General features: G+C 62.7%; 9 protein-coding genes. All 9 read left to right on the top strand.

Features of this window, described 5'->3' with window-relative positions:
- The first annotated feature begins 90 nt into the window (after positions 1-90).
- Entirely contained in the window at positions 91-939 is an 849-nt protein-coding gene (gene pilM, locus ACFY68_RS01710) for a type IV pilus biogenesis protein PilM (protein ID WP_387522815.1), read from the top strand.
- Positions 939-1,475 (top strand): PilN domain-containing protein, encoded by a 537-nt coding sequence (locus tag ACFY68_RS01705; RefSeq protein ID WP_387523033.1) that lies wholly within the window; start codon positions 939-941, stop codon positions 1,473-1,475. The genes pilM and ACFY68_RS01705 overlap by 1 nt, the downstream gene beginning before the upstream one ends.
- On the top strand, positions 1,472-2,488 hold the full coding sequence (locus ACFY68_RS01700; protein WP_387522813.1) for a pilus assembly protein PilP: 1,017 nt from the start codon (positions 1,472-1,474) through the stop codon (positions 2,486-2,488). Before ACFY68_RS01705 ends, ACFY68_RS01700 begins: the two co-directional genes overlap by 4 nt.
- Entirely contained in the window at positions 2,412-3,680 is a 1,269-nt protein-coding gene (locus ACFY68_RS01695) for a type IV pilus secretin PilQ (protein WP_387523032.1), read from the top strand. The genes ACFY68_RS01700 and ACFY68_RS01695 overlap by 77 nt, the downstream gene beginning before the upstream one ends.
- A 4-nt stretch (positions 3,681-3,684) precedes the next feature.
- Positions 3,685-4,203 carry a shikimate kinase AroK gene (gene aroK / locus ACFY68_RS01690; protein ID WP_346614151.1) on the top strand — a complete coding sequence of 173 codons (519 nt, stop codon included), beginning with the start codon at positions 3,685-3,687 and terminating at the stop codon, positions 4,201-4,203.
- A 94-nt stretch (positions 4,204-4,297) separates the two neighbouring features.
- Entirely contained in the window at positions 4,298-5,395 is a 1,098-nt protein-coding gene (gene aroB / locus ACFY68_RS01685; RefSeq protein WP_387522811.1) for a 3-dehydroquinate synthase, read from the top strand.
- Positions 5,396-5,410: 15 nt separating this feature from the next.
- Complete coding sequence (locus ACFY68_RS01680) at positions 5,411-7,015, top strand: AAA family ATPase (protein ID WP_387522809.1); 1,605 nt, start codon at positions 5,411-5,413, stop codon at positions 7,013-7,015.
- A gap of 373 nt (positions 7,016-7,388) precedes the next feature.
- Complete coding sequence (gltB, locus tag ACFY68_RS01675; RefSeq protein WP_387522807.1) at positions 7,389-11,834, top strand: glutamate synthase large subunit; 4,446 nt, start codon at positions 7,389-7,391, stop codon at positions 11,832-11,834.
- A 123-nt stretch (positions 11,835-11,957) separates the two neighbouring features.
- A complete protein-coding gene (locus ACFY68_RS01670) occupies positions 11,958-13,376 on the top strand; it encodes an FAD-dependent oxidoreductase (RefSeq protein ID WP_099430676.1) in 1,419 nt (472 codons plus the stop codon).
- Positions 13,377-13,481 lie beyond the last annotated feature (105 nt).

Genomic DNA, 13,481 nt, shown 5'->3' with positions numbered 1-13,481 from the left:
CCGGGTGACCGGCCAGGCGGCCCGCTGCACCGCCTGGCCTTCCAAGGGCTGGCGATGCAGCGGGTTTACGGTTGCCACAAGGGGACAACGATGCTTGGACGCATGGGCAAGGATGCCGGTTCACTGCTGGGGGTGGAAATTGCCTCCGATTCTGTACGGGTGCTGCAGCTGCGACGGCTAAAGGGGCGCTATGAGCGGGTCGCGTGGGCGCTGGAACGGTTCGAGCCGTTTACCGCTGGCGACTGGTGGCAGGCCCCGGATCGCGTTCTGGCGGCATTGAGTAGCGCCTATCGGCGCAGCGGTAGCCGCCAACGCCGGGTGGCGGTGGCACTGCCTGCTTCGCAGGTGATCTGCAAGTTGTGGCAATTGCCGCCTAGCCAGTCTGAAGCCGATCTGGAGGCGAAGCTGCTGGCCGACGCGGACAGGCTGTTTCCATTTCCGCTGGAAGAGCTGGTAATGGATTTTCAGGTAATGGGCGCTTCACATGTTCAGGCAGGGGCGCGGGATGTCATGGTGGCCGCCTGTCGGCAGGCTGTGCTGAACCCCCTTGAGGCGTTGTTCGAGGCGGCCGGACTCCAGCTTGAAGCGGTGGAGGTCGACAGCATCGCTTTGCGGCGGCTTCTGCCGCAGCCGCGTGCACAAGGCTCGGCGTTGCTGCGGCTGGAGCCGTGTAGCGCGACGCTGCATTGCTGGTCACCAGATGTACTGCCCCAGCGGCGCGAAATGCCCTTGGATCGGCTGTGCGAGTTGTTTGCCGATTGTCCCTTTCTGAATGATCTGGTGGTCACCAGCACGCCGACACTCCATCAGGCTCGGCTGCAACAACTGACTGATAGCCTGAGTGTGCAATGCCGGCCATTGCCCCCGGTGGCCGGCATCGATTGTCACGACAACAGCATGACACTGGCGTGCGCGCTGGCATTGGGAGGTTCGCGATGATGTTGCGTATCAACCTTCTACCCTGGCGCGAGCAGCAGCGCCTGGCGGCCCTGCGGCGCTTGCGCCTGATGCTGGTCGGCGGTGTGCTTCTGGCGCTATGCGTCGTGTTGTTGATGGACCAGCTGGCGCGGCAAAGGGCGCAGCAGCAGGCGATGGCCAATGTCAGTCAGCAAGCGGTGATTGCTGGGTTGGACGCTCAGCTGGAGCGGCTTGAAAGCGCCAGGGAAACGCTTGATTCGGTGCGTGCTCAAGCTGACATGCTGGCCGCTTTGCACGCTGATAGAGGGCTTCTGGTCGCACTTTTCGCCGACCTGGAGCGTGCACTGCCTGAGGGTGTTCAGGTAGTCGAGCTGAAGCTTGAAGGCGAGCGCCTGCATATCGTCGGGCTGGCTGTTTCCGGGGCCGTGGTGGCGCAGTTCATGCGCGACCTGGGGCGCTCCAGTGTGGTGCTGGACCTGGAGCTCAAACGCTTGAAAAGCCTGCCGGCTGGCGATGAGTTCTTGATGCTGGGGCGCATGTCGGCGTCCTGGTCGTGAGCGTTCTCTACCGCCTGGATTGGCTGGTGCCGGTCGTTCGCTCACCTTTGCTGAGCTATGCCCTGCCGATTTCTGTCGCGCTTGCAGTGCTTGCGCTGGGTTGCCTTGTTCGCCTGCCGGAGTGGCGGCAGCTCCAGCAGATAGAACAGGCACAGGGCAGGCAACTGAGCGAGGAGCAGGAAGCCAAAACCGCTCGAGTGCTGGCGAGTGAGTCCATACGGGAAGCCATTGGCGAGGCCGAGCTGGAACTGCTAGACCATCGCTGGCGCCTTGCGGCAGGGGGCGACATCAGCGACTTGCTCGACCAGCTGGCAGCCTCCGGGCATGCGCATGGGCTGCACTTCGAGCAACTGGATGTACAGGAGGAGGTGAAGATGCCCGGGTTTCGCCGGACACCGCTCGATGTGCTGGTGGTTGGCCGCTATGCGTCGCTGCGCATGTGGCTGGACGATTGGCTGGGTCAGGTTCGCCTGCTGCGTGCTGGCGACCTGTATCTGGCCAGCGCAGCTGGCAAGCCTGGCTTGCTCCGCTTGCGCCTGCGGGTCAACGCCTTCCAGGCCGATGGGCCGGTGCCGGAGCCAGGCTCGCTGGCCCTGACCCCCGCCCGCGCTGACGTTCTGCCACCTGTTCTTGACCCGTTTTCAGCCTGGTCGACCCGCGTTGCCCGCGAAGGGCTGGCCAACGTCCCACTGGCTCAGCTTGAAATGGTCGGCAGTTTGTCGCGGGGCCTGGAATACCAGGCAGTGCTGTCGTCTGCAGGGAGGTTGTACCGTGTGCGCGCGGGTGACGCGTTAGGGCGCGATGAGGGCGTGGTGAGCCATGTCGGCGAGAGGCAGGTCGAGGTGCGTGAACGGTTGTTCGTGGGTGGCAGGTGGCGGGAACGCAGCACATTGCTAACGCTCAGGAAGGGCGTGGACAGGGAGGTCAAGGAAGATGATGAAAGGCTTGATGACGTGGCTGATGTTGGCGGTGCTGCCGATGCCATTGATGGCCGCGACACCTCATCGAGGTGAGCCGATTTCGTTGAACTTCCAGGATGTGGAAGTGCGCTCGGTGCTGCAGGTGCTGGCCGATTACGCCGGTATCAATCTGGTCGCCAGTGACACGGTTCAGGGCAACATTACCCTGCGCTTGCAGGGCGTCCCTTGGGATCAAGCCCTGGAGCTGATCTTGCGCAGCAAAGGGCTGGCGCGAAGGGAGGAAGGCAATGTGCTGATGGTGGCGCCGGCGGCCGAACTGGCTGAACAGTCACTCGGCGCGCGCCTGGGGCAGGAGCTGGACGCTCAACTGCAACCTTTGCGCCGGGAGTTGCTGCGGATCCATCACGCCGAAGCGTCCGAACTTGCCGAGTTGCTGCTGGCAACGCTGGCCGACGATGGCATCCTCACCGGCCGCGGGAGCCTGAGCGTCGATGCCCGCACCAATACCTTGGTGGCGCACCAGCCTGAAGATCGACTCGCCGAGTTGCGTCAGTTGGTGGCGCAACTGGACGTGCCGGTGCGCCAGGTGGCGATCGAGGCGCGCATTGTCGAAGCCAATCTCGACTACGAGAAGAGCCTGGGAGTGCGCTGGGGGCGGCGGCTTTATGGCGAGACCCCACAGTTAGGGAAGGATGTGTTCGTCGATCTGGGGGTGGAGCGGGCCGGTTCCAGTATCGGCCTTGGCCTGCTGCGCGGAGGTGTGCTGCTGGACCTGGAGCTCAGCGCCATGGAAAAGACCGGCAATGGCGAAATCATTTCCCAGCCCAAGGTCGTCACCGCTGACAAGGAGACAGCCCGCATACTCAAGGGCACCGAGGTGCCTTACCAGGAGACGACCAAAAGCGGTGCTACGTCTGTCGCCTTCCGTGAAGCGTCGCTGTCTCTGGAGGTCACCCCACAGATCACCCCGGACGGTAAGGTCATCATGACGGTCAAGGTGACCAAGGATGAGCCTGATTTCGTCAATGCCTTGAATGATGTGCCGCCAATCCGCAAGAACGAGGTGAATGCCAAGGTTCGGGTGGCCGATGGCGAGACCATCGTCATTGGGGGTGTGTACTCGACCACGCAAAACAATGTGGTCGACAAGGTGCCATTTTTTGGCGATCTGCCGTATGTTGGGCGGCTGTTTCGACGCGATGCATTACAAGAGAAAAAATCCGAGCTGCTGGTCTTCCTGACTCCGCGTATCATGAGTGACCAGGCGATTGCTGTGAGTCGTTGATTCTGTGCGAAATTTGATACTTGTAGGGCCCATGGGCGCTGGTAAAAGCACCATCGGACGCCTGTTGGCCAAAGAACTGCGCCTGCTGTTCAAAGATTCCGACAAGGAAATCGAACTGCGGTCCGGCGCCAATATCCCGTGGATCTTCGACAAGGAAGGCGAACCGGGCTTTCGTGACCGTGAGGAGGCGATGATCGCCGAACTCTGCGCGCTCGATGGCGTGGTCGTGGCGACCGGTGGCGGCGCAGTGATGCGCGAGGCCAATCGCCGGGCGTTGCACCGGGGCGGCCGGGTAATCTACCTGCATGCCTCGGTGGAGCAGCAGGTCGGGCGCACCGCGCGCGATCGCAACCGCCCGTTGCTGCGTACCGCCAACCCGGAGGCGACGTTGCGCAACCTGCTGGAAACGCGCGACCCGCTCTACCGCGAGATTGCTGACCTGGTGGTGGAAACCGACGAACGGCCGCCGCGCATGGTCGTGCTCGACATTCTCGACCGCTTGCAGCAGTTGCCGCCCCGGTAAGCCGGGACTATTCTCGGCCAGCGCCGAGGCGAGGTTCAACGATACCGCGTGGGTCGCTCAGCCGACGCCGCGCCAAAGTACATTGTGGGGATACATGCAGACACTAAAGGTCGACCTGGGCGAGCGCAGCTACCCGATCTACATTGGCGAAGGCCTGCTTGACCAGCCCGAGTTGCTGGCGCCGCATATTGCCGGCCGGCAGGTTGCCATCGTTTCCAACGAGACCGTCGCGCCCCTGTATCTCGAACGTTTGAGCAAGACCCTCGGGGCCTATTCGGTGCTGCCCGTGATCCTTCCAGACGGCGAAGCTTTCAAGAACTGGGAAACCCTGCAGCTGATCTTCGACGGCCTGCTGACTGCCCGGCACGACCGCCGCACCACGGTGGTGGCCCTGGGCGGTGGCGTGATCGGTGACATGGCCGGTTTCGCAGCGGCCTGCTACCAGCGCGGCGTCGATTTCATCCAGGTGCCGACCACACTGCTGTCCCAGGTCGACTCCTCGGTCGGCGGCAAGACTGGCATCAACCACCCGCTGGGCAAGAACATGGTGGGTGCCTTCTATCAGCCCAACGCGGTGCTGATCGATACCACCAGCCTCAGGACCCTGCCCGAGCGTGAGCTGTCGGCGGGCCTGGCCGAAGTGATCAAGTACGGCCTGATCTGCGACAAACCCTTCCTCGGCTGGCTCGAAGACAATATCGAGGCCCTGCGCGCCCTGGAGCCTGCTGCCCTGACCGAAGCGATCCGGCGTTCCTGCGCGGCCAAGGCCGCAGTGGTGGGTGCCGATGAGCGCGAATCCGGCGTGCGCGCCACACTGAACCTGGGGCATACCTTCGGGCACGCCATCGAAACGCACATGGGCTACGGTGTCTGGTTGCACGGCGAAGCCGTGGCAGCGGGCACGGTGATGGCCCTGGAAATGTCCATGCGCCTGGGCTGGATCGACCAGCCCGAGCGCGATCGCGCAATCCGCCTGCTGCAGGATGCAGGTTTGCCGGTGGTGCCACCACAGGAAATGACCCCGGCGCATTTCATGGAGCATATGGCGGTCGATAAAAAGGTGATCGATGGGCGTCTGCGTCTGGTGCTGCTGCGCCAGATGGGTGAGGCCGTGGTCACCGACGACTATCCGAAAGAGATTCTTCAGGCCACGCTGTCGGCGGATTACCGCGCGATCGTGGCCCAGCTTTGAGGTTGTGACAGCGCAATGACCAGTTTGCATGCCGATGAGGCGTTTCTCGACCACTACCAGTTGAGCCACGATCCGTTCGCGCCGCGTGTGCCCGGCTTCAAGTTCTTCCCTGCCCAGCGCAAGCCCGTGCTCGGCCAACTGCATCACTTGGCCCGCTACAGCCAGCTGATGCTGGTGGTTACAGGCCCGGTAGGCAGCGGCAAGACACTGCTGCGCCAGGCCTTGGTGGCCAGCACCAACAAACAGTCGGTGCAGAGCGTGGTGGTATCGGCCCGCGGCGCCAGCGATGCGGCCAGCGTGCTGGGCCAGGTGGCCCAGTCGCTGGAAGTAGCCCAGCCCGAAGTCCAGGCGATTCTGTCCAAGGTGGTGCAACTCGCCCTCACCGGGCAAGAAGTCTACTTGCTGGTGGACGATGCGGAACAACTCGACGAGTCGGCACTCCAAGCGTTGCTGGAACTGGCGGCAGGTGTTCCGGAAGGGCGCCCGCACGTGTTCCTGTTCGGCGAACCCTCGCTGATCGCCGGGTTGGAAGAAATCCATGTCGAGGAAGAGCGTTTCCACGTCATCGAGCTCGCCCCCTACAGCGAGGAAGAGACCCGCGAGTACCTGGAACAGCGCCTTGAGGGTGCCGGCCGGGGTATCGAGGTGTTCACCCGTGAGCAGCTCGTCGATATCCATGAAAACTCCGACGGTTGGCCTGGCAACATCAACCAGGTCGCCCGCGATACCTTGATCGAAGCCATGATCGCCAGCCGCACTACGGCCAAGCGACCAACCATGGGGTTCAAAATGCCTAAGAAACACGTGCTCGCGTTGTCCGCTGTCGTCGTGGTCGCCGTTGCTGCCGCGGTTCTCATGCCCAAGAAAGGCGACAAGGCGCCAACCGATGCGCCAGCAGCCCAGGCCCAGCTGCCGCTGGGGGACGGCAAGTCGAACGACCCTTCCATCGAGTTCTCCGGCTCTTCGCAGCCGATGCCACTGCCACTGGTTGGCCAGTCGCAGCCGGTGATGCGTGAGCCGCTGGCCCAGGCCGCAGGCATGGGCGATGGTGAGGAAGGCGGCCCAGCGGGTAATACCGCGTTGCAGCCTGGCAACCCGCCGACGGTAACCACCACCGCGCCACCGCAAGGTGTGGCTGCCGGCCCGGCACCGACCATGGCTCAAGCCACCACCAGCCCTGCTCCGGCTCAGCCAGTAGCACCTGCGCAGAAGCCTGTTGCAACCCAGCCGGCCAAGCCGGTAGCGCCTGCCAAGCCTGCTCCGGCACCGACTCAAGTGGCCACCGCCAAGCCCGCTGCCAAACCTGCTGAAAAACCAGCCGCTGGTGGCAGCACGGGTGGTTGGTACGCTGGCCAGAAACCCGGCAATTATGTGGTGCAGATTCTCGGCACCAGCTCCGAAGCGTCGGCCCAGGCCTTCGTCAAGGCGCAGGGTGGCGACTATCGCTACTTCAAGAAAAACCTGCAGGGCAAGCCGCTGTACGTGGTCACTTATGGCAGCTTCGCCAACCGCGATGCAGCGGTTGCGGCAATCAAGAACTTGCCAGCGAAGGTCCAGGCTGGTAAACCTTGGCCACGTACCGTCGGCAGCGTCCAACAAGAGCTGGCCACGGCTCGCTGATTACCTTCCGGGCGGCATCACCCCGCCGCCCAGTTGCTGAGCGAAACTGACTTTCGTCTAGCCTGCTGCGCCCGAGCGCGGCAGGCTTTTCTGTCCCAGACTGCCGGCCACAAGCCAATCTTGCAGTCATGGCTGAAACGCTTCAGACTCTAGCCAAGCCGCTATCACGGCGCATGGCGCAAAAACATTCAAAATTGCGACATAAATTTTCAATGGTGAGACATGAAAATTTGTGGGCATCGCTGTCGCTGTGCAACAATGGTTTTCCATGGCCACCGCAAAAAAGCTGGCATTTGATCGGCGTGGATGGTAAGTGGTTGTTAAAAAAGAGATTTGCCTCCGGTTGAGAGGTGAACCTGGTGAGATAGTGTCTATGAAAACAGGTCTGTACCATCCCGAAGAATTCAAGGACAACTGTGGTTTTGGCCTGATCGCCCATATGACGGGTGAACCCAGCCACCACCTTCTGCAAACCGCCATGCAGGCACTGACTTGCATGACCCACCGCGGCGGAATCAACGCCGACGGCAAGACCGGTGACGGTTGCGGCCTGCTCATGCAGAAGCCTGATCAATTCCTGCGCGCCGTGGCCCAGGAGCACTTTGCGGTCGAGCTGCCCAAGCAGTATGCCGTCGGCATGGTGTTCTTCAATCAGGACCCGGTTAAAGCCGAAGCCGCTCGCGCCAACATGGATCGCGAAATCCTTGCTGCCGGTCTTACGCTGGTTGGCTGGCGCAAAGTGCCAATCGACACCAGCGTGCTCGGCCGCCTGGCCCTGGAGCGTCTGCCGCAGATCGAACAGGTGTTCATCGGCGGTGAAGGCCTGAGCGATCAGGAATTCGCCATCAAGCTGTTCAGTGCCCGTCGCCGTTCGTCCGTGGCCAACGCCCACGACGCCGACCACTACATCTGCAGCTTCTCGCACAAGACCATCATCTACAAAGGCCTGATGATGCCGCGCGATCTCGCGGCCTTCTACCCGGACCTGGATGACGAGCGCCTGCAAACCGCGATCTGCGTGTTCCACCAGCGCTTCTCCACCAATACCCTGCCGAAATGGCCGCTGGCGCAACCGTTCCGCTTCCTCGCCCACAATGGCGAAATCAACACCATCACCGGCAACCGTAACTGGGCCATGGCCCGTCGTACCAAGTTCGCCAACGACCAGATCCCCGACCTCGAAGAGCTCGGCCCGCTGGTCAACCGCGTCGGCTCCGACTCCTCGAGCATGGACAACATGCTCGAGCTGATGGTCACCGGCGGCATCGACCTGTTCCGTGGCGTGCGCATGCTGGTACCGCCAGCCTGGCAGAACGTCGAGACCATGGACGCCGACCTGCGCGCCTTCTACGAGTACAACTCCATGCACATGGAGCCGTGGGATGGCCCGGCCGGTATCGTCATGACCGAAGGCCGTCATGCGGTCTGCCTGCTCGACCGTAACGGCCTGCGCCCGGCGCGCTGGGTGACCACCACCAATGGCTATATCACCATCGCTTCGGAAATCGGCGTATGGGGTTACAAGCCTGAGGAGGTCGTTGCCAAGGGCCGTGTCGGCCCTGGTCAGATCCTGGCTGTAGACACCGAGACCGGTCATATTCTCGACACCGACGCCATCGATAACCGCTTGAAGTCGCGCCACCCGTACAAGCGCTGGCTGCGTCAGCACGCCCTGCGCATTCAGGCGACGCTGACCGACGACCAGGGCGCTGCCAGCTACGACAGCGACCAGCTCAAGCAATACATGAAGATGTTCCAGGTTACCTTCGAGGAGCGTGACCAGGTACTGCGCCCACTCGGCGAGCAGGGCCAGGAAGCGGTCGGCTCCATGGGCGACGACACGCCGATGGCCGTGCTGTCGCAGCGCGTGCGTTCGCCGTACGACTTCTTCCGCCAGCAGTTCGCCCAGGTGACCAACCCGCCGATCGACCCGCTGCGTGAAGCGATCGTCATGTCGCTGGAAATCTGCCTGGGCGCCGAGCGCAACATCTTCCAGGAATCCCCGGAGCACGCCTCGCGGGTGATCCTCAGCTCGCCGGTCATCTCGCCCGCCAAGTGGCGTTCGCTGATGAACCTGGAGCGTGAAGGCTTCGACCGCCAGCTGATCGACCTCAACTACGAGGAAAGCATCGGCCTGGAAGCTGCCATCCGCAACATCGCCGACCAGGCTGAAGAAGCGGTGCGGGCCGGCAAGACCCAACTGGTGCTGAGCGACCGTTACATCGCCCCGGGCAAGCTGCCGGTGCACGCTTCGTTCGCCGTCGGCGCAGTGCACCACCGCCTGACCGAAAAGGGCCTGCGCTGCGACAGCAACATCCTGGTCGAAACCGCCACCGCCCGCGATCCGCACCACTTCGCCGTGCTGCTGGGCTTCGGCGCCTCCGCCGTGTACCCGTACCTGGCCTATGAAGTGCTGGCCGACCTGATCCGTACCGGCGAGGTGCTGGGCGACCTGGATGAAGTCTTCAAGTACTACCGCAAAGGCATCTCCAAAGGCCTGCTGAAGATCCTGTCGAAGATGGGTATCTCCACCGTTGCCTCGTACCGTGGCGCGCAGCTGTTCGAAGCCGTGGGCCTGGCCGAGGAAGTGGTCGGCCTGAGCTTCAAGGGCGTTTCCAGCCGCATCAAGGGGGCGCGCTTCGTCGACCTCGAGGGCGACCAGAAGCTGCTCGCCGCCGAAGCCTGGAGCGCGCGCAAGCCGATCCAGCAAGGTGGCCTGCTCAAGTTCGTTCACGGTGGCGAATACCACGCCTACAACCCGGACGTGGTCAATACCCTGCAGGCTGCCGTGCAGCAGGGCGACTACGCCAAATTCAAGGAATACACCACGCTGGTCGACCAGCGCCCGGTGTCGATGATCCGCGACCTGCTGAAAGTGAAAGTGGCCGACCAGGCCCTGCCGCTGGAGCAGATCGAGCCGCTGGAGGCGATCCTCAAGCGCTTCGACTCGGCGGGTATCTCGCTGGGGGCACTGTCGCCAGAGGCCCACGAAGCCTTGGCCGAGGCGATGAACCGCCTGGGCGCGCGCTCCAACTCCGGTGAGGGCGGTGAAGACCCGTCGCGCTACGGCACCGTACGCAGCTCGAAAATCAAGCAGGTCGCCACCGGTCGCTTCGGTGTGACCCCGGAATACCTGGTCAATGCCGAAGTGCTGCAGATCAAAGTTGCCCAGGGCGCCAAGCCCGGTGAGGGCGGCCAGTTGCCAGGGGGCAAGGTCAACGGCCTGATCGCCAAGCTGCGCTATGCGGTACCGGGCGTGACCCTGATCTCTCCGCCGCCGCACCATGACATCTATTCGATCGAAGACCTTGCCCAGCTGATCTACGACCTCAAACAGGTCAACCCGCAGGCATTGGTATCGGTCAAGCTGGTGGCAGAGGCAGGCGTTGGCACCATCGCCGCTGGCGTGGCCAAGGCCTACGCCGACCTGATCACCATCTCCGGTTACGACGGTGGCACCGGTGCTTCGCCCCTGACATCGATCAAGTACGCTGGCGCCCCGTGGGAACTGGGCCTGGCTGAAACCCATCAGACCCTGCGTGGCAACGACCTGCGCGGCAAGGTCCGGGTACAGACCGACGGCGGCCTGAAAACCGGCCTCGATGTGATCAAGGCAGCCATCCTCGGCGCCGAAAGCTTCGGCTTCGGCACCGCGCCAATGATTGCCCTGGGCTGCAAGTACCTGCGCATCTGCCACCTGAACAACTGCGCCACCGGCGTAGCCACCCAGAACGACAAGCTGCGCAAGGACCACTACATCGGCACCGTCGACATGGTGATCAACTTCTTCACCTTCGTCGCCGAAGAAACACGCGAGTGGCTGGCCAAGCTGGGCGTGCGCAGCCTGGGCGAGCTGATCGGCCGTACCGACCTGCTCGACGTGCTGCCGGGTGATACCGAGCGCCAGCAGTACCTGGACCTCTCGCCGCTGCTGGGCAGTTCGCACATCCCGGCGGACAAGCCGCAGTTCTGCGAGGTCGACAAGAACCCGCCGTTCGACAAGGGCGAGTTGGCCGAGAAGATGGTCGAGATGGCCCTGCCGGCCATTCGCGACCAGGCCGGTGGCGAGTTCGCGCTCGACATCTGCAACTGCGACCGTTCCATTGGTGCGCGCATCTCCGGCGAAATCGCCAAGCTGCACGGCAACCAGGGTATGGCTGCGTCGCCGATCACCTTCCGCTTCAAGGGCACTGCAGGCCAGAGCTTCGGCGTGTGGAACGCCGGTGGCCTGAACCTGTATCTGGAAGGTGACGCCAACGACTACGTCGGCAAAGGCATGACCGGTGGCAAGGTGACCATCGTGCCGCCTGCCGGCAGCCCGTTCGAAACCCAGCACAGCGCCATCGTCGGCAACACCTGCCTGTACGGCGCCACGGGCGGCAAGCTGTTTGCCGCCGGCACCGCGGGCGAGCGCTTCGCTGTGCGTAACTCCGGCGCCCACGCGGTGGTCGAGGGTACGGGTGATCACTGCTGTGAATACATGACCGGCGGCTTTGTCTGCGTTTTGGGCAAGACCGGTTACAACTTCGGTTCTGGCATGACTGGCGGCTTCGCCTACGTGCTCGACATGGACAACAGCTTCGTCGACAAGCTGAACCACGAACTGGTGGAAATCCAGCGCATCAGTGGTGAAGCGATGGAGGCCTACCGCAGCCACCTGGCGCGGGTCCTTGGCGAATACGTGGAAGAGACTGGCAGCGAGTGGGGGCGTGAGCTCTTCGAGAACCTGGACGACTATGTGCGGCGCTTCTGGCTGGTCAAGCCGAAGGCGGCCAACCTCAAGCAACTGCTGTCCAGCACCCGTGCCAACCCGCAGTAAAAACAGCTGCAAGTGGCAAGCCTCAAGCTGCAAGTCAATGCAGTTCGAGGTTTGCCCGGCTTAAGTGATCGTCTTGCGGCTTGCAGCGCGTAGCTTGCAGCTGCTGTTAAGAGGTTTTGAAAAATGGCTGAACGTCTGAGTAACGACTTCCAGTTCATCGAAGTGGGCCGAAAGGACCCGAAGAAAAAGCTGCTGCGCCAGCGCAAGAAGGAGTTCGTGGAGATCTACGAACCCTTCAAGCCACAGCAGTCCGTGGAGCAGGCACACCGTTGCCTGGGCTGCGGTAACCCCTATTGCGAGTGGAAGTGCCCGGTGCACAACTTCATCCCCAACTGGTTGAAGCTGGTTTCCGAAGGCAACATCCTGGCAGCCGCCGAGCTGTCGCATCAGACCAACACCCTGCCGGAAGTCTGTGGTCGCGTGTGCCCGCAAGACCGCCTGTGCGAGGGCGCCTGCACCTTGAACGACGGCTTCGGCGCCGTGACCATCGGCTCGGTGGAGAAGTACATCACCGATACCGCCTTCGCCATGGGCTGGCGCCCGGACATGTCCAAGGTCAAACCGACCGGCAAGCGCGTCGCCATCATCGGCGCCGGCCCGGCGGGCCTGGGCTGTGCCGACGTGCTGGTGCGTGCTGGGGTGACCCCGGTGGTGTTCGACAAGAACCCGGAAATCGGCGGCCTGCTGACCTTTGGCATCCCCGAGTTCAAGCTTGAAAAGACCGTGCTCAGCAACCGCCGCGAAGTCTTCACCGGCATGGGCATCGAGTTCCGCCTGAACACCGAGGTGGGTACCGACATCACCATGGAGCAGCTGCTCGCCGAATACGATGCCGTGTTCATGGGCATGGGCACCTACACCTACATGAAGGGCGGTTTCCCGGGCGAAGACCTGCCGGGTGTGCATGACGCACTGGACTTCCTGATCGCCAACGTCAACCGCAACCTGGGCTTTGAAAAGTCGCCGGAAGACTTTGTCGACATGCAGGGCAAGAAGGTCGTGGTACTGGGCGGGGGCGACACCGCGATGGACTGCAACCGCACCTCGATCCGTCAGGGCGCCAAGTCGGTGACGTGTGCCTATCGCCGTGACGAGGCCAACATGCCCGGCTCGCGCAAAGAGGTGAAGAACGCCAAGGAAGAAGGCGTGAAGTTCCTCTATAACCGCCAGCCCATTGCGATTGTCGGCGAAGACAAGGTCGAAGGCGTGAAAGTCGTAGAGACTCGTCTTGGCGAGCCGGATGCCCGCGGCCGCCGCAGCCCTGAGCCGATCCCCGGCTCCGAAGAGATCCTGCCGGCCGACGCCGTGGTGATCGCTTTCGGCTTCCGCCCAAGCCCGGCACCGTGGTTCGAGCAGCATGGCATCCAGATGGACAGCCAGGGCCGTGTGGTGGCACCGGAGAAAGGCAAGTTCAAGCACCAGACCAGCAACCCGAAAATCTTCGCCGGTGGCGACATGGTGCGCGGTTCGGACCTGGTGGTAACCGCCATCTTCGAAGGCCGCACGGCTGCCGAAGGTATCCTGGATTACCTCGAAGTCTGAGGTTGCACTGGATTTTGTATACAAAATCTATTGATCCAGGACATACCGATAGACAAAAGGCACGGCAATCAGCCGTGCCTTTTCTTTGTGCGTCTGAGAAAATGC

Origin of the sequence: Pseudomonas sp. NPDC012596 (assembly GCF_042902325.1) — a bacterium.
Classification (GTDB): Bacteria; Pseudomonadota; Gammaproteobacteria; order Pseudomonadales; family Pseudomonadaceae; genus Aquipseudomonas.
This window is presented reverse-complemented; position numbering and strand designations above follow the sequence as displayed.